This is a genomic window from Rubrobacter calidifluminis, assembly GCF_028617075.1.
GTDB lineage: Bacteria > Actinomycetota > Rubrobacteria > Rubrobacterales > Rubrobacteraceae > Rubrobacter_E > Rubrobacter_E calidifluminis.
Map to the genome: position 1 here is coordinate 44207 of NZ_JAQKGV010000014.1, position 17548 is coordinate 61754.

The 17548-nt window shown below is 65.7% G+C and carries 15 protein-coding genes; 6 read left to right on the forward strand and 9 right to left on the reverse strand.

What is annotated here, in order from left to right:
- Positions 1-17 precede the first annotated feature (17 nt).
- Together PJB24_RS11915 and PJB24_RS11920 are read left to right on the forward strand one after the other, a co-directional pair.
- On the forward strand, positions 18-2441 hold the full coding sequence (locus PJB24_RS11915; RefSeq protein WP_273846180.1) for a Lon protease family protein: 2424 nt from the start codon (positions 18-20) through the stop codon (positions 2439-2441).
- A complete protein-coding gene (locus PJB24_RS11920) occupies positions 2434-3228 on the forward strand; it encodes a histidine kinase (RefSeq protein ID WP_273846182.1) in 795 nt (264 codons plus the stop codon). The genes PJB24_RS11915 and PJB24_RS11920 overlap by 8 nt, the downstream gene beginning before the upstream one ends.
- Here the strand turns inward: PJB24_RS11920 and PJB24_RS11925 are convergent.
- Positions 3212-3679, reverse strand: a complete 468-nt coding sequence (locus PJB24_RS11925; RefSeq protein ID WP_273846185.1) for a DUF6691 family protein — start codon at positions 3677-3679, stop codon at positions 3212-3214. The genes PJB24_RS11920 and PJB24_RS11925 overlap by 17 nt on opposite strands.
- Before the next feature lie 10 nt (positions 3680-3689).
- The gene (locus PJB24_RS11930) at positions 3690-4106 is read right to left on the reverse strand and encodes a YeeE/YedE family protein (protein WP_420541936.1); all 417 of its coding nucleotides are present in this window, start codon (positions 4104-4106) and stop codon (positions 3690-3692) included.
- Between the two features lie 155 nt (positions 4107-4261).
- Here PJB24_RS11930 and PJB24_RS11935 point away from each other — a divergent pair, with 155 nt between their 5' ends.
- From PJB24_RS11935 to PJB24_RS11945, 3 genes are all read left to right on the forward strand, one after another.
- Positions 4262-5668, forward strand: coding sequence for an MBL fold metallo-hydrolase (locus tag PJB24_RS11935; protein ID WP_273846188.1), 1407 nt, complete (start codon positions 4262-4264; stop codon positions 5666-5668).
- Between the two features lie 106 nt (positions 5669-5774).
- The gene (locus PJB24_RS11940) at positions 5775-10568 is read left to right on the forward strand and encodes an NAD-glutamate dehydrogenase (RefSeq protein ID WP_273846190.1); all 4794 of its coding nucleotides are present in this window, start codon (positions 5775-5777) and stop codon (positions 10566-10568) included.
- 51 nt (positions 10569-10619) lie between these two features.
- A complete protein-coding gene (locus tag PJB24_RS11945; protein WP_273846192.1) occupies positions 10620-10784 on the forward strand; it encodes a hypothetical protein in 165 nt (54 codons plus the stop codon).
- Between the two features lie 13 nt (positions 10785-10797).
- On the opposite strand, the gene PJB24_RS11950 is transcribed toward PJB24_RS11945, so the two are convergent.
- The 6 genes from PJB24_RS11950 to PJB24_RS11975 all read right to left on the reverse strand — a co-directional run bounded on the left by PJB24_RS11950 (position 10798) and on the right by PJB24_RS11975 (position 15102).
- Positions 10798-11589: a hypothetical protein gene (locus tag PJB24_RS11950; RefSeq protein ID WP_273846194.1), complete on the reverse strand. Its 792-nt coding sequence runs from the start codon at positions 11587-11589 to the stop codon at positions 10798-10800.
- Complete coding sequence (gene pgsA / locus PJB24_RS11955) at positions 11589-12155, reverse strand: CDP-diacylglycerol--glycerol-3-phosphate 3-phosphatidyltransferase (protein ID WP_273846196.1); 567 nt, start codon at positions 12153-12155, stop codon at positions 11589-11591. The genes PJB24_RS11950 and pgsA overlap by 1 nt, the downstream gene beginning before the upstream one ends.
- 79 nt (positions 12156-12234) lie before the next feature.
- Positions 12235-13617 carry an NAD(P)/FAD-dependent oxidoreductase gene (locus PJB24_RS11960; protein WP_273846198.1) on the reverse strand — a complete coding sequence of 461 codons (1383 nt, stop codon included), beginning with the start codon at positions 13615-13617 and terminating at the stop codon, positions 12235-12237.
- An 89-nt stretch (positions 13618-13706) separates the two neighbouring features.
- Entirely contained in the window at positions 13707-14111 is a 405-nt protein-coding gene (locus PJB24_RS11965; RefSeq protein WP_273846200.1) for a secondary thiamine-phosphate synthase enzyme YjbQ, read from the reverse strand.
- A gap of 17 nt (positions 14112-14128) precedes the next feature.
- Entirely contained in the window at positions 14129-14791 is a 663-nt protein-coding gene (locus PJB24_RS11970) for a DNA-3-methyladenine glycosylase family protein (RefSeq protein ID WP_273846202.1), read from the reverse strand.
- A gap of 8 nt (positions 14792-14799) precedes the next feature.
- Positions 14800-15102: a metal-sulfur cluster assembly factor gene (locus tag PJB24_RS11975; protein WP_273846204.1), complete on the reverse strand. Its 303-nt coding sequence runs from the start codon at positions 15100-15102 to the stop codon at positions 14800-14802.
- Between the two features lie 125 nt (positions 15103-15227).
- On the opposite strand from PJB24_RS11975, the gene PJB24_RS11980 reads away from it, so the two are divergent.
- On the forward strand, positions 15228-16064 hold the full coding sequence (locus PJB24_RS11980; RefSeq protein WP_273846206.1) for an esterase/lipase family protein: 837 nt from the start codon (positions 15228-15230) through the stop codon (positions 16062-16064).
- A 48-nt stretch (positions 16065-16112) separates the two neighbouring features.
- Here PJB24_RS11980 and PJB24_RS11985 read toward each other — a convergent pair whose 3' ends face one another.
- Complete coding sequence (locus tag PJB24_RS11985) at positions 16113-17429, reverse strand: inositol-3-phosphate synthase (protein ID WP_273846209.1); 1317 nt, start codon at positions 17427-17429, stop codon at positions 16113-16115.
- Between the last annotated feature and the right edge of the window lie 119 nt (positions 17430-17548).

The window sequence follows — 17548 nt, forward strand, 5'->3', positions numbered from 1 at the left end:
GGGAGAGAAGAGGAGGTATGCGCCAGTTGAAGGACGGGCTTGAACCATCGAGGCTCTACCATCACTGTGATCCCGAGAGCCTGCCCTTCACGACGACCGAGGAGCTCGATGACCTCGACGGCGGGATGGGCCAGCCGCGGGCGGTGGAGGCCGTCCGCTTCGGCATCGGGATAGACCGGCCCGGGTACAACATCTACGCCCTCGGTCCGCCCGGAACGGGCAAGCACACGCTGGTCAGGCACTTCCTCGAAAAGGAGGCCGGGAAGAGATCGGCCCCCTCCGACTGGGTCTACGTCCACAACTTCGAGCACCCCTACAGGCCGCGGGCGATAGAGCTACCTCCAGGGATGGGGGTGCGGCTGCGCCGGGACATGGAGCAGCTCGTCGAGGAGCTCAGGCCGTCGCTCTCGAGCGCCTTCGAAGGCGAGGAATATCAGGCCCGCCGCCGGGCGATAGAGGAGGAGTTCTCCGAGCGTTCCAACCGCGCCTTCGCCGAGCTGAGGAGGAAGGCACAGGAGAGAGGGCTCGCGCTCCTGCAGACCCCGATGGGATGGGTCTTCGCACCGCTGAGGGAGGGACAGGTGCTCTCCCCGCAGCAGATCCAGCAGCTCCCCGAGGAGGAGCAGCAGCGCCTGGAGCAGGAGGTGGAAGAGCTGCAGCAGGAGCTGCAACGGGTGCTCTCCGAGGAGATCCCGCGCTGGCAGCGTGAGATGCAGCGGAGGCTGAGGGAGCTCAACCGGGAGGTGACCAACTTCGCGGTGGGCGCGCGGATAGAAGAGCTCAAGGAGGAGTACGCCTCCTTCGAGGCGGTGAGGCGCTACCTCGAGGAAGTGCGCCGCGACATCGTCCAGAACGCGCAGGAGATCCTCTCCCCCGGACAGGGGCACGAGGACGGGGAGAGGCAGCAGGAGCAAATGCACGTCCCGGCCGCCCGCCGCTACCAGGTCAACGTGCTGGTCGACCGCAGCAGGCTCGAAGAGGCTCCCGTCGTCTACGAGGACAACCCTACCTACCAGAACCTGCTCGGGCGGGTGGAGTACATGGCCAGGATGGGCGCGCTGGTGACGGACTTCAACATGATCCGGCCCGGCGCGCTGCACCGGGCCAACGGGGGGTATCTGATCCTCGACGCCCGCCGGCTGCTCACGCAGCCCTTCGCCTGGGAGGGGCTCAAGCGGGCGCTGCGCTCCCGGCTCTTGCGCATAGAGTCGCCGGGGCAGATGGTCGGGCTCATCAGCACGATCTCGCTCGAGCCCGAGCCCATCCCGCTCGACGTGAAGGTGGTCCTCCTCGGGGACCGTCTGCTCTATTACCTGCTCTCCGCGCTCGACCCGGAGTTCGGTCAGCTCTTCAAGGTCGCAGCGGACTTCGACGAGGAGGTGGACCGAAGTGAGGAGAACAACCTCCTGTACTCACGGCTCATCGCCTCCATCGCCCGGCGGGAGGGTCTGATGCCCTTCGACCGCACCGGGGTGGCACGGGTGATAGAGCACGCCTCCCGCATGGTCGGCGACTCGCGCAAACTCCTGGTGCACGTCGAGAGCCTCGCCGACGTCCTGCGCGAGGCCGACTACTGGGCGCGCCAGAACGGGAACGGCGCGGTCACCGCCGCCGACGTCCAGAAGGCCATAGACGCCCGCACCTACCGCTCGGACCGGCTGCGCGAGAAGGTGCAGGAGCAGATCCTGCGCGGCACCCTTCTGATAGACACCGAGGGCGAGCGCGTCGGGCAGGTCAACGGGCTCTCGGTGATAGAGCTCGGCGGCTTCGCCTTCGGGCGTCCGAGCAGGATCTCGGCCCGCATCCGCATGGGGCGCGGCGAGGTCGTGGACATCGAGCGCGAGGTGAAGCTCTCCGGTCCCATCCACTCCAAGGGCGTCATGATCCTGGCCGGCTTCCTCGGGGGGCGCTACGCCACCCGCCGCCCGCTCTCACTCTCGGCGAGCCTGGTCTTCGAGCAATCCTACGGCGGCGTGGAGGGAGACTCGGCCTCCTCCGCCGAGCTCTACGCGCTGCTCTCCGCGATAGCCGGGCTGCCGGTGAAGCAATCGCTCGCGGTCACCGGGTCGGTGAACCAGCACGGCGACGTGCAGGCCATAGGCGGGGTCAACGAGAAGATAGAGGGCTTCTTCGACATCTGCCGCATGCGTGGCCTCAACGGGGAGCAGGGCGTCCTGATCCCGGCCTCCAACGTCGACAACCTGATGCTGCGGCGCGACGTGGTCGAGGCGGTCGAGCGCGGAGATTTCCACATCTACCCGGTGGAGACGATCGATGAGGGGATCGAGCTTCTGACCGGGGTTCCGGCCGGGGAACCGGACGAGGAGGGCAACTATCCGGAGGACACGGTGAACGGCATGGTGGAACGAAGACTGGCCGAACTCGGGGAGAGGATGCGGGCTCTGGCCCGGCAGTCCTCCCGGGAGGAGAACGATGGCTGAGCGCCACCCGCTCGCACGGCGGGTCGTCGTGGTCCTCGACGCCTCGCCGGAGAACCCCTCCCTGCTCGAGGCAGCAGCAGATCTGGCCCGCCGCCTGCAGAGCGAGCTTCTGGCGACCTTCGTCGAGGATGCGAACCTGATGCGGTTGACGGAGCTGCCGTTCTTGAGGGCCGTGGACCCGTTCTCGGGCGCGGCGCGGGAGCTGAACAGCTCCACGATGGAGCGGGCGGTGCGGGCCTACGCCACCCGCGCCGAGGAGACGCTCAGCCGCATCGCCGCCGGCACGCGTATCAGATGGTCGTTCAGCACCGTGCAGGGTACGGGCTTCTCGGGCGTGCTCTCCTCGGCCTCGGACTCGGATCTGGTGATCCTGGGGGGCACATCCGGTGCGGCGACCCTCTTCTCGCACGAACCTCCCCCCCACCGTCCCGGCCCGGTGCTCGTCCTGCGCGGCCGGCTCCGCCCGGGAGCCCCGGTCGTGGTGCTCTACCCGGGGCCCGAGACCGGCTCTCAGCCTCTGCAGGCGGCGACGTTCCTGGCGGAGGTCTGGGATTCCCCGCTCGTCCTGCTCGCCCCGCAGGAGGTGGACACACGCCTCCCTTCCGGCCTCTCCGAACGACTGCAGGTGAGGCTCAGGAGCCTCCAGGAAGCCGATGCCACTTCGATCCTGGAGGCGATCCGGGAAGAGGGCGATGGAGCCCTGCTCGTCCTGCCCGTGGGCACGGACCCGAAACTCCTGCGCGAGCTCCTGGAGTCCGGCCGCTGCCCGGTCATGATCGTTCCCTGAACCTGCCGCGCACCTGGAAGGTCTCCCGCCGGGATGAGCCTTCCCCCTCGAAGAGGATCGCGTGGAGCGCCATCCCGGCGAGCATGGCGGCGACGAAGGTGAAAACCGGCCACACCCCGCTCACGAGAGCCACCACCGCAGGCCCCGGGCAGAAGCCCCCGATCCCCCATCCGATGCCGAAGACGGCCGCGCCCCCGATGAGCCTGCCGTCGATGGCCTTCTTCTCCGGAAGCTCGAAGCTCTGCGCGAAGACAGGCCGCCCCCGGCGTATCGTCAGGCGGAAGGCGAAAAACGTCACGATCACCGCCCCGCCCATGACGAACGCGAGCGTGGGGTTCCAGCGCCCGGCGACGTCCAAAAACCCGATCACCCGGGCCGGGTTCGTCATCCCGGAGACCGCGAGACCGAGCCCGAAGACAAGCCCGCTGAGAAATACCGCGAGGTTCCTCATGCCGCCCACCCTAGAGAACGTGGCGCGTGACGAAGACCGTGATCATGGCGACGACCATGAAGACGAGCGTCGCACAGATCGAACGCCGGGAGAGCCGCGCCATCCCGCACACCCCGTGCCCGCTGGTGCACCCCGATCCGAGCCGGGTCCCGAAACCCACCAGGAGCCCCGCGACGACCATCGCCGGCACCGACGCCTGCAGCTGGACCCGCATCCCCCCACCGAATACCTCGTAGATCACCCCACCGGCCAGAAGCCCGGCCACGAAAGCGGCCCGCCAGCCACCCCTCCATCCCAAAGGCCTCAAAAGCCCCCCAACAATGCCGCTTATCCCCGCAATACGCCCCTCGAAGAGCATCAAAAGAGTCGCCGAAACCCCGATGAGAATACCCCCGACGAGCCCATCGACGGGCGCGAAACCTCCCATCATCCAGTCTCCTTCCAAAACTCTCTTCCACATCGAATAAGAATATAGGCAAATACTCGAAAATACAGGTGACGCGTGCAGCATTGCTGTATGCCGGTTTGATTTACTACATAGTGATATGATTCAGTTGGAACGGGAGATGAACGGAGGAGAAGATGCTCTTTGAGAGGGTCTACGACGAGGATCTCGCGCAGGCGAGTTACCTCATCGGGTGTCAGGCGAGTGGCGAAGCGGTGGTGGTGGACCCGAGGCGGGATATCGGGGTCTACCTGGAGATGGCGGAGAAGAACGGCCTGCGCATCGTGGCGGTGACCGAGACGCACATCCACGCCGACTATCTCTCGGGCTCACGTGAGCTTGCCGAGGCGACGGGGGCCACGCTGTACCTCTCGGACGAGGGGGACGAAGACTGGAAGTATGGCTTCGGCGACGAGAAGCTGCATGATGGGGACGAGATAAAGCTCGGCAACATCACCATACGGACGGTGCACACTCCCGGGCACACGCCGGAGCACGTCTCGTTTCTGGTCACGGACGGGGCGCTGACCGACGAGCCGGGATATCTGCTCAGCGGCGACTTCGTATTCGTAGGGGATCTCGGGCGGCCCGACCTGCTGGAGGAGGCTGCGGGCATCGCCAACACGCGCGAGAAGGGCGCCCGGGAGATGTTCGCGAGCCTCCGGGACAGGTTCATGCCGCTGGCCGATTACGTGCAGGTCCACCCCGGGCATGGGGCGGGGAGCGCGTGCGGGAAGGCGCTCGGCTCCGTTCCGAGCAGCACGGTCGGCTACGAGAAGCTGTTCTCGTGGTGGAGGCGGTATGTGGAGTCGGGCGACGAGGACGGTTTCGTCGAGGCGCTGCTCGAAGGCCAGCCGGACGCGCCGGCCTATTTCGGGAGGATGAAGCGTCAGAACAAGGAGGGGCCCGCGCTGCTCGGCGAGCTCCCGCAGCTCGAGCGCTACGACGCGGCGGAGCTCGCCCGGCGGCTAAGGAACGGCGAGATGCTCCTGATAGACACGCGTCCTCTGGAGGAGTACTACCGGGAAGCGATCGTAGGGGCGATCGTCGTCCCCGGCGGGGAGCATCTGGCGACCGCCGCCGGGTGGGTCATAGATCCCGAGCGGGACGACAGGCCGATCGCGCTCCTCGCCCGGGACGGGGAGGACGCAGAAGAGATGCGGGACCACCTCATCCGGGTCGGGATAGACAACGTCCGGGGATATGTGACGAGCACAGAAGGGCTTCCCAAGGAACCCGTCAAGCTCGTCACCCCGGAAGAGCTGGAGAAGATGGATGGAGGGGCCTCGGTCCTCGACGTGAGGGCCAGGAGCGAGTACACGGAAGGGCACATCCCCGGGGCGATCCAGACGCACGTCGGGAGGGTAAGGTGGAAGCTCAACGAACTGCCCCCGGGTCGCCCGCTCGTCGTACACTGCCAGTCCGGGAGGCGCGCGGCCATAGCCGCGAGCACGCTGCGACTGCACAATGTGGATGGGGTGCTCGAGCTCGAGGGCAGCTACGAGGGGTGGGCCGGAGCCCGGAAGGAGACCAGGACGGTCTAGGCGCACACGCCGAGGACGAGCACCCGGCACGGCCCGTACAGCGACGCTATGATAAGTTGCGGGACAGGTCTTCGGAAGAGGAAGCCTAGATCACGGAGGAGCCGGGATGCTCGCCAAACGGAAACTTCTCGATGAGCTGATCTCGCACGCCCGGGGGCAGCTTCCGCGGGAGGATCTCCCGCAGGCCGGACGGTTCATAAGGCAGTACTACGAGTGGGCTTCCCCCGAAGACCTAAGGGAGCATCCGCCCCTGGACCTCTACGGGGCGGCGGTCGCACACTGGAAGTTCGCCGGCCGCCGCAAACCCGGGGAGACCAGGGTACGCGTGTACAATCCCCGATTCGAGGACGACGGCTGGCAGTGCACCCACACCGTCGTCGAGATAGTCGCCGACGACATGCCCTTCCTCGTCGACTCCGTCCGAATGGAGGTGAACAGGCAGGGCTTCTCCGTCCACCTCATCCTGCACCCCATCATGCGGGTGCTGCGGGACGAGGAGGGCCGGCTGCTGGAGATCCTGGGACCAGAAGAGAAGAGCGAGGGCGCCATTCCAGAGTCGATCATGCACGTGGAAGTCGACCGGCACACCTCACCCGAGGCGCTGGAGTCCCTGCGCAGCGGCCTGTCCCGCGTGCTTTCGGACGTCAGGGCGGCGGTGGAGGACTGGCCCGCGATGCGCGAGAAGGTGCGCGAAGCGGCGGAGAGCCTGAAGAGCGGAGAACCGCCCGCGACCCCCGAAGAGGTCGAGGAGGCCCATGCGTTCCTGGAGTGGCTCGACGCCGACAACTTCACCTTCCTGGGTTACAGGGAGTACGGGGCGAAAGGAGAGGCCATCGAAGGCTCCGGGCTCGGCATCCTGCGCGAGGGACGGGAAGGCAACCCGGACAGCCTGCCCGCCGTGGAGGGACGGCATCCCGGCCTCATGACGCTCACCAAAGCGAGCTCGCGTGCGACGGTCCATCGGCCCTCGTACATGGACTATGTGGGCGTGAGGATCTTCGACGGGGACGGCCGGGTGATCGGGGAGCGGCGCTTCCTCGGGCTCTACACCTTCTCCGCCTACAGCGCGAGCGCGATGGAGATCCCGATCATACGCCGCAAGGTGCGGGAGGTGTTGCGGAGGGCGGGCTTCCCTCCGGCGAGCCACAACGAGAAGGATCTGGTGGAGATCCTGGAGACCTACCCCCGCGACGAGCTCTTCCAGATCTCCACGGAAGAACTCTTCGAGATCTCGATAGGCATCCTGCACCTGCAGGAGCGGCAGCGGGTGCGCATGTTCGCCCGGCGCGAGGAGTTCGGTCGTTTCTTCTCGTGTCTGGTCTTCGTGCCCCGGGATCGATACAACACCACGACCCGCCAGCGGATGCAGGAAATCCTCAAGGAGGCCTTCGGGGGCACGCACGTCGAGTACGACGTCAGGCTCTCGGAGTCGGTCCTGGCGCGGCTGCACTTCATCGTCTACACCCCGCCGGGCAGAGAGGTCCCGGAGTACGATCCGCAGGAGACAGAAGAACGCCTCGCCGGCGCCGTACGCTCGTGGACGGACGACCTCTACGACGCCCTCGTCGAGCAGTGCGGCGAGGAGGAGGGGGTGGAGCTGTTCCGCCGCTACCGGGACGCCTTCCCGCCCGGCTACCGGGCGGGATTCCTCGCCCGCGCCGCCGTGGGCGACATCCGCAGCATCGAAGATCTCGCCTCCGAAGAGGACATTGGGATGAGCCTCTACCACCCGCTGGAGGAACCCGATGACTTCCTCGGATTCAAGCTCTTCAAGAAGGGCGAGCAGATCCCGCTCTCCCGGGTGATGCCGCTACTCGAGAACATGGGGGTGGAGGTCGTCGACGAGAGGCCGCACCGGGTGGAGCCCGCGGGCGAAGAGCAGGTCTGGATCCACGACTTCGGCCTCGTGCACCGATCCGGCGAGGATCTGAGGTCCGCCCGGACCAAGCGGCTCTTCCAGGAGTGCTTCGCGCGCGTCCTGCGCGGGGAGGCCGAGAACGACGGGCTCAACCGGCTGGTGCTCCTCGCCGGGCTCTCGTGGCGCGAGATCTCGATGCTCAGGGCCTACTGCAAGTATCTACGCCAGACGGGGACCACCTTCAGCCAGCGCTACATGGAGGACACCCTGGCGGACAACCCGCACGTCGCCCGGCTCCTCGTCTCCCTCTTCGAGCACCGCTTCGACCCGGAGGATGCGACAAGGGAGGAGGCGGCGGCGAGGCTCCAGGAACGGATAGAGGAAGAGCTCGAGGAGGTCGCGAGCCTCGACGAGGACCGCATCCTGCGCAGTTTTCTGCACCTCATCCTTGCGACCCTACGCACCAACTACTTCCAGAAGGACGCCGCGGGCAAAGAGAGATCTTACCTCTCTTTCAAGTTCGATCCCTCGCGCGTCCCGGACCTCCCGCTCCCGAGGCCGCGCTTCGAGATCTTCGTCTACTCGCCCCGCATGGAGGGGGTCCACCTGCGCGGCGGTGAGGTCGCCCGGGGCGGCATCCGGCACTCCGACCGCCGGGAGGACTTCCGCACCGAGATCCTCGGGCTGATGAAGGCCCAGATGGTCAAGAACGCCGTCATAGTCCCGGTCGGGGCCAAGGGAGGTTTCGTCGTCAAGCGACCACCCGACGACGGCGACCGGGACGCGATGCGGCGCGAGGCCGTCGAATGCTACAGCACGCTCATACGGGGCATGCTCGACCTCACCGACAACCTCTCCGACGGCCGGGTCGTCCCGCCCCCCGACGTGGTGCGCTACGACGGCGACGACACCTACCTCGTCGTTGCGGCGGACAAGGGCACGGCGACCTTCTCGGACATCGCCAACGAGATCTCCCGGGAGTACGGCTTCTGGCTCGGCGACGCCTTCGCCTCCGGCGGCAAGACCGGCTACGACCACAAGGAGATGGGGATCACGGCGAAAGGTGCGTGGGAGTCGGTCAAGCGCCACTTCCGCGAGCTGGGCAAGGACATCCAGAGGGAAGACTTCACCGTGGTCGGCATCGGGGACATGTCGGGGGACGTCTTCGGCAACGGCATGCTCCAGAGCGAGCACATCTGCCTGGTCGGGGCCTTCGACCACCGGCACATCTTCCTCGACCCCGACCCGGACCCGGAGCGCAGCTACGCCGAGCGCAAACGCCTCTTCGAGATGCCCCGCTCCTCGTGGGACGACTACGACCGCTCGGTCATCTCCGAGGGCGGAGGCGTCTTCCCGAGGACGGCCAAGTCCATCCCCCTCTCCCCCGAAACCCGGAGGCTCCTCGGGGTCGAAGAGGAACGCCTGACCCCGAACGAGGTGATAAGCGCCCTGCTCAGGGCCGAGGTGGACCTGCTCTTCAACGGCGGGATAGGCACCTACGTAAAGGCCTCCGACGAGACCAACGCCGAGGTCGGAGACCGCTCCAATGACGCGGTGCGGGTCGACGCCCGCGAGCTCAGGTGCCGAGTCGTCGGGGAGGGCGGCAACCTGGGCTTCACCCAGCGCGGGAGGATCGAATACGCGCTCGCGGGCGGCAGGATCTACATGGATGCCATAGACAACTCCGCCGGAGTGGACACCTCCGACCACGAGGTGAACATAAAGATCCTGCTCGACTCGGTGGTCGAGGCCGGAGACATGACCGAGAAGCAGCGCAACGATCTCCTCGCCGGGATGACCGACGAGGTGGCCCGGCTCGTGCTCCTGCACAACTACCGCCAGACGCAGGCGATAAACAACTCGCTCGCCCAGGCTGCCTCGATGGCCGATGTGCACGCCCGCTATATCCGGGCGCTGGATTCGTCCGGAAGGCTGGACCGGAAGCTCGAGTTCCTACCTGACGACGAGGAGATAGCAGAGCGCCGCTCCCACGGACTCGGGTTGACCGCACCCGAGATCGCGATCGTTCTTTCCTACACCAAGCTCACACTTTACCAGGACATCCTGGCTTCCGAGTTGCCGGACGACCCCCACCTCATGCAGGAGCTGGAGGAGTACTTCCCCACCCAACTGCGCGAGCGATTCAGGGAACGGATGCGCCGCCACCGGCTGCGCCGCGAGATCATCGCGACCAGCCTGGTGAACGGCATGGTCAACCGCTGCGGCACCACCTTCGCCTACCGGCTCGGCGACGAAACCGGAGCGTCCCCGGCAGAGATCGCCCGCGCGTACGTGGCGGCCCGGGAGATCTTCGACACGGACCGGGTGTGGGAGGAGATAGAGGCGCTGGACAACGTCGTCGGGACCGGGATCCAGACGCGGATGTTCCTCGACGTCAGACGGCTGGTCGAGCGCGCGACGCGCTGGCTCTTGCGCAACCGGCGCCCCCTGGACATCAACCAGACGGTGCGCAGGTTCTCCGGCGGCGTCTCGGAGCTCTACGAACGTGTGCCGGAGCTGATGCCGAGCGAGGAGCGGGTAGAGCTGGAGCGGGAGGTCGAGGAGCTGCGCGGCGCAGGTGTCCCGGAATACCTGGCCAGGAGAGTGGCCATCTCGAACGTGATGTCCTCCGCGCTGGACATAGTAGACGCGGCCTCGGAGCACGACGAGTCGGTGTCGGACGTCGCCTCGGCCTACCTCACCCTCGGCGACCGGCTGAGGCTGCACTGGCTGCGCAGGCACATAGAGATCCTACCCCGAGACAACCGCTGGCGGACCCTCGCGCGAGCAGCGCTGCGCGACGACCTCTACCTGCAGCAGGCGATGCTGACCGCCGCTGTCCTCTCCGATACACCGAAGAGCCTGCCCGCTCCGCAGAGGGTCGATCGCTGGATAGAGACTAATCGGGAGCCGGTGGAGAGAACCCTGCAGGTACTGCGGGACATAAACTCGAGCGGCACCTTCGACCTCTCGACGCTGCCGGTGGCGCTGCGCGAGGTGCGCAACATGATCACGTCCTCGGGTTCCACGCCTCGTGCCTGAGCATCCATCCGCCTCCTGGTTTAATATCTGTCCGGGATGTCTCTGCCAGGCATGACAGTGGTGCCAACCTACGCGGCGATCGTCGCGACGGTCGCCGTGATCGTCACCCTGATCGCGCTCTACACCACCATCTCATCCCTCGTCGACGTTGCGCGCGGCGCCCCCGGGCGGGAAGACCACACGGAGGAGGCGGACGGTCAACCCACGGAGGAGTAGAAAGAAGGGCGCGCTAACCCTCCGGCCAAAGCCGGATGATGTCTCCACGATCCCCTCGGTGGCTGGCGAGGCGTCCGTCGAGCAGGCGCAGTAGCGTCCGGCGCACCTCCCGGCGGTTTTTGTGGTACGCCGCCCTGAACCCCAGCATCGGGAGCGCAAACGCCGGTATCACGCCCAGAAAGTAGACCGCATCCTGGAATCCCCCCATAACCGGCAGGACCGCGAGCGTCGCACCGACGATCCCGCCGAGGGATAGCAGGTGACCGCGCTGCCCCTGCAGCGTGGCGATGACGCTCAACCGACTCCAGCCATCAGGCAGACGTTCGGCCCGCACCTCGACACGACCCGCTCCGCAGAAAGTCCTCCCTCTGCTCCCGGCCCCTCCGGCGGCTGAGCCCTCCGCGGCCTCCTCCCCCGGCTCCCAGACCGAGCCGGTGTCACTCCGGTAGGAGGCGTGCAGACCTTCCGCAGCCAGTGCTCCCTCGACAATCTCTAGCACCTCTTCCACCGGGCGCTCCACCTCCCGCACAACGCGCACGGCCCCGGGACCGTAGAGCCTTCGAGCCAGCGAGGGAGCCTCGGCGACCGGCCCGGTGCCGAGTTCACCCAGCGCCCTCCTGACATCCTCTTCCCGGATTCCGGCGGTGGCAGCAACCCGGACCACGACGTCCAAGGGAACCTCGGGCGAGACCTCGAGCATCGCCCTGCCGCGGGCCGCGTTCAGCTCGGCCGCCCGGCGCAGCACGACCTCCACCTCCGCAGGCCTCAGACCCTTCGGTCCGAACTCGCGTCGCTGCAGCGCCACTACAGCCTCTGATCCCTGCGAGCCTGCACGGAGAGGATCCTGGGAGCATCCCTGAGGTAGGACCATCCTGAGAGCAGCGTCAGGATCACCGCGGCGAACATCACCCACCAGCCCACCTGCGTAAGGGTCCGCCACGGTCCGATATGCGCGTAGGCCAGGAGCAAAAGAAAGACACCGAGGCTCTGCGCGTTCATCTTGGCCTTCCCCCAGCTGTTCGCTGCTATGACCTCTCCCCCCTCCAGAGCCGCCATCCTGAAACCGGTGACCGCAAACTCCCGGATGACCATCACCGCGGCCATCCAGGACTCCATGAGGCTCTTGTCGACCAGCACGAAGAACACGGAGGAGATGAGGGCCTTGTCTGCTATGGAGTCCATGAGCTTGCCGAAGCCGGTGACCTTGTTGCTCCGGCGCGCCGCGATGCCATCGAAGTAGTCGGTCAGGAGGGCTCCGACGTACAAGATCAGCGCGATGGTCCGCGCGAAGGGGAACGGCAGGTACAGAGCCACCATGACGGGCACCACCGCCACCAGTCGTGCCAGAGTGAGCTGGTTCGCAAAGGTCATCCTCTCGCTCCCTCGAAGAACCCTCCTGAAAGCTGGTGCAAACTTAGCACCTCACGGCCCGGCTCTCAAGGAGTCCTCCCTACTCCGCGGCCTGATAGTCCCGAATCTGGGCGACCGTGGGATGCGCGAAGTACTCGAGCGCCCAGTCGAAGGCCTGCCTGACCCGGCCCTGCGGGCTGTCGAGACGCACCAGGTAGGCTCCGCGCCAGAACAGCGAGGCCAGCCGGCCGCTGAACTTGACCCCGAAGACGTCATTGACGGCGAAGTGGCTCCCGAGGTCTATGAGCTGTCCCTGCGAACGATACTTGAACGGCTTGAGCTCCCGGCCGTCGATCGCGGCGAGGATGTTCTTGGCCAGGTGCTTGCCCTCCTTGACCGCCGCCTGGGCGTTCGGCGGCACGAAACCGTCGTCAGGGTTGGGGATGGTCGCGTTGTCTCCGAGCGCCCAGACGTTCCTGAACCCCTCGACCCGCAGATACTCGTCGACCTTTATACCCTTGGTTCTCTGCACCAGCGGTAGCCCGAGCCTCTCGACCAGCGAGTTCGGCCGGGCACCGGCGGTCCAGATCACGTTCTGGGTGTGTATCTCTCGCCCGTCCTTCAGACGCACACAGTCTTCGGTGACCTCCTCGGCCATGGCGTTGGTCATGACCTCTATGTTGCGGGCGGCGAGCTGGCCCCGCGCGACCCGCCGCAGCCCGGCGTCGAGCTCGGGGAGGATGTTCGGCAGCGCGTCGAGGAGCATTATCCTGAACCGGTTGGGGTTGACGTTCGGGTACTCCTGGGCGAGCACCTCGTGGATGAGGACGTGCAGCTGTGCTGCCGTCTCGACACCGGTCGCCCCAGCCCCGATGACGACGAAGGTGAGCGCGCTCTCCGGCAGCTCGTCCCCCTCGAGCACGGCCTGCTCGAAGCGCTCTATTACCCGGTTGCGGATGCGTACAGCGTCGCTTATCCCCTTCATCGGCAGAGCATGCTCCTCGACACCCGGGATCCCGAAGAAGTTGGGCTCGGCTCCGAGTGCGAAGACCAGATGGTCGTAGGGGAATTGGTGCCCGTCGGCGGTCACGGTCTTCTTCTCGAAGTTCACGTCTTCGATCTCCGCCCGGCGGAAGCTGGCCCCCAGGCGGATCAGAGTCCTCCGCAGGGGCTGTGCGATGTTTCTCACGCCGACGTCACTCGATACGACGCCGGGTACCATCGGCCAGAACGTGAGGTAGTTCTCGCGGGAGATAACCATCACGCCGATGTCGTCCCGCTTGCGGGTCAGCTCACAGATGCTCTTGGCGACGTTATATCCGCCGAAACCCCCACCCAGGATCAGAACCCGATTCTCGAAGTCTGCAAAGCGCGGCTTCTCCCATGGAGCGTAGCGAGGTTCGGAGCTCAACGCCCACTTCAGACCGCCCGCAGCCAGAGCCATACCACCCAGAGCAAGCCCTCCCTTCAAAAGGTTGTTCATAGGTCGAAACCCTCCAGATCTACTAGACGCCAAGACCACCGCTCGCGCGCGGTAGCCAATTCTAACTCCGGGAAGATTCAGCCGCAGTATCAGGCCTCACCCACAGCGACGCGCACGACCCTCTCTCTCGGGCCGTCGAACTCGGCGAGGAAAACACCCTGCCAGCGCCCGAGCTCGGGCTCGCCGCCACTGACGGTGAGATACTGGCTCGTCCCGAAGAGGCTGGTGAGAAAGTGCGAGTCGCTGTTGCCCTCTGCGTGCCGAAAGTTCACCTCAAGCGCCCCAAGCAACGCCCGGCAGGCCGCGGCGAGATCCTCGGGAACGTCGGGGTCGTAATCTTCGTTCAGCGTGACCGCGGCCGTGGTGTGCCCGGAGGAGACGATGCAGAACCCCTCCTCGACACCGGACTGCCGCACCGCCCGCCGCACCTCGTCGGTTATGGAGACGAGCTGGTAGCGGCGGCTCGTACGCACCGGGATCCTGGTCGTCTTCAAACCGAGAAACCTCCCACTTATCTCATCATCTCCTCACAGGAAGGAGGTAGAACTTCCATCTCGAGCGACTCCCAGAGGTAGAGGGAGGCGAGCGTCCTGTACGGTCGCCAGGGGTGGGCGATCTTCTCCAGCTGCGTGAGATCCGGCAGCCCCGTGAGCCCGTAGGCCCGCATCACGGCCCGGCGGATCCCCAGATCACCTACCGGCAGCACGTCGGGCCGGTGCAGGTGGAAGATCAGGAACATGTCCGCGCTCCAGCGCCCCAGGCCTTTCACCTCCGTAATGCGGGCACGCACCTCCTCGTCCGGAACCCGCTCGAGCTCCACGAAGTCCAGCCGGCCGTCGATCACTCGCCGCGCGAGATCCTTGAGATAGACGATCTTGCGTCCGGAGATCCCGCAGGCCGCCAGCTCCTCCGCCGAACGCTCGAGCACTTCTCCCGGCGTCGGTACCCGCCCCCCGAAGAGCGCGGTGACCCTGACGTAGATGCTCTTCGCCGCCCGGGTAGAGAGCTGCTGCCCGATTATGGAGCGCAGTAGAGAACCGAAGGCGTCCTCCGGACGCCCCCGCCGGCGGGCCTCCTCACCGAGCGGCCCGATGGCCCGCACCAGACGTGACATCACCGGATCCCGGAGCCCGCACAGGTGGGCGAAGCCCGGCGAGGCCGGCCCGCCTTCCAAAACCTCTCCTACCGGCCGAAGAAGAGCTTGGCGGCGGGGCTCATCATGTCCGGGTTCCAGAGGGGATCGAAGGTGAGCTGGGCGTTTACCGTCTCCACACCCTCTATGGAGAGCACCTCGTTCTCTACCTGCTCCTGGATCATGTCCCCAACCGGACACATCGGGCTCGTCAGAGAAAATACCACGTCCACGTGCCGCCCCTCGTCGTGGATCCCGATGTCGTAGACGAGCCCGAGCTCGACGAGATCCATCCCGAGCTCCGGGTCTATGACGTTCCTGAGCTGATCCCTCACACGCTCTTCGGTAAGCACCTTGCCTTCACCTCTCGATAGCCAGCTTCGCGGCTAATTGTAATGTCAGCAGGCCCCTTTTCCAGCATTACCGCATCCCGTATAATGTAATCATCGGACGATTACTTTCTGGATGGAGGAGGGAGATGCGGGGAACGAGGAATTTTTTGTGGGGTGCTCTTTCGGTAGCCTTCGCGGTTCTGGTCACGCTGTCCTTCGTGCAGGGCACGGTCTGGGCGGCAACTCCTTCCGCGGGGTTCCTCAAGCGGCAGGGGCCGGCACCGCCAGGAGCGAACGAACCTGGGTGTCACCCGAGCCCCCGGCACCCCGAGCCGGTGGTGCTCGTTCCGGGGACGTTCGAGAGCATGGCGCAGAACTGGGCGAAGCTCTCCCCGGAGCTTGCGGCGCGCGGTTACTGCGTATACTCGCTGAACTACGGGGTGACGGCGGCGGGGTACTCGACAGGGCCTATACAGCAGTCGGCGAGCGAGCTGCGGAGCTTCGTCAACCACGTGCTCCGTCTGACGGGGGCGCGCAAGGTGGACATCGTGGGGCACAGCCAGGGCGGGATGATGCCCCGCTACTACATCAAGTTCCTCGGCGGGGCGAAGAAGGTGGACGACCTGGTCGCGCTCACCCCATCGAACCACGGGACGAAGAACCCGGGAGCCTTTACCACCGGTCTGCTCGGTTGCGTAGCCTGCCGGCAGCAGATGTGGGGCTCGCCGTTCCTGCGCAGGCTCAACAGCGGGGACGAGACGCCGGGAGGTGTCTCCTACACGGTGATCACGACCAGATACGACGATGTGGTGGTTCCGTACACCTCGGCCTTTCTGAAGGGGCCGGCTTCGCGGGTCTCGAACATAACCATCCAGGACTACTACCCGCTCGACACCTCGGACCACCTCCTGATTCCCTACGACGAGAGAGCCTACACCTTCATCTTCGACGCGCTCTCCCACCCGGGACCGGCGAGGCCCTGACCAGGGGCAACCCCGGTCAGGGCCCGTATCAACGAACCACGCCGGGGCTCAGTCCTCGTAGTAGTCGAGGCCCGTGTGGTGGATGACCTCTTCGCCCATGATCGTGCGCAGGGTATTCTTCAGCTTCATGAGCTGGATGAAGAGGTCGTGCTCCGGGTAGAGCTCCGGCGGGACCATCGGGCTCTTGAAGTAGAACGAGAGCCACTCCTGGATGCCGCCCATCGAAGCCCGCTGCGCGAGGTCGAGGAAGAGTGCCAGGTCGAGCACGATCGGGGCCGCCAGGATCGAGTCGCGGGCGAGGAAGTTGATCTTTATCTGCATCGGGTAGCCGAGCCACCCGAAGATGTCTATGTTGTCCCAGCCCTCCTTCGCATCACCCCGCGGCGGGTAGTAGTTGATCTTGACCAGGTGGGAGAGTTTGCCGTAGAGCTCGGGGTAGACGTCGGGCTGAAGGATGTAGTCGAGGACCGAGAGCTTCGAGACTTCCTTGCTCTTGAGGTTCTCCGGAGCGTCGAGCACCTCCCCGTCGCGGTTGCCGAGGATGTTGGTCGAGAACCAGCCCTCCATCCCGAGCATCCTGGCCTTGATACCGGGAGCCACCACCGTCTTCATCCAGGTCTGTCCGGTCTTGTAGTCCTTCCCCGCTATCGGAACACCCCGCTCGGTGGCGAGCTGCACCAGAGCCGGAATGTCTACCGCGAGAGAGGGCGAACCATTGGCATAGGGCACCCCCTCCATGATCGCCGCGTAGGCGTAGATCATCGCCGGAGAGATGGCTGGGCTGGACTCATCGAGTCCCCTCTCGAAGGCCTCCACGGTGGTGTGGACGTCCTGCACCTGCAGGTAGGCCTCGGTCGAGGCACAGCTGATCATCACCACCCGTTCAAGCCCGTTCTCCCGCTTGAAGCGCCTTATGTCCTCCCTCACCTGCTCGGCAGCCTCCCTGAGAGAGGAGTAGCGCTTCCTGTGCGTCGCCTCAAGCCTCCCCACGTAACGCTCGTCGAAGACCGCCGGCCATGGTCTCACCCGCTTGAGCTCGTCCCGCACTGTGTTGAGATGCTCTTTCTCCAGCACCCCCGCGACCACGGCAGCCTCATAGGCGTCGTCAGGGAATGCATCCCACCCGCCGAAGACGAGATCCCCCAACTCCGCCAGCGGCACGAACTCCTTTATCTTCGGGTTCCGTTCCTCGGTGCGCTTGCCGAGCCTGATCGTGCCAAGCTGCGTCAGAGAGCCAACCGGATCACCAAACCCTTTCTTTATCAGCTCGACCCCCGCCATGAACGTCGTCGCCACCGCACCCATCCCGGGCATCAAAACTCCGAGCCTGCCCTCCGCAGGACTTATCTTCCTCGCTGCACCCATGGACCCTCCTTTCTGTATGCATACCCGACACCACAGAACCTGACGACCTCTGAGTATACCGCAAACAACTCTTTATAAGCTTTCGTTCTTTTTACGCCAACAAAGATTGTTCAGATGTA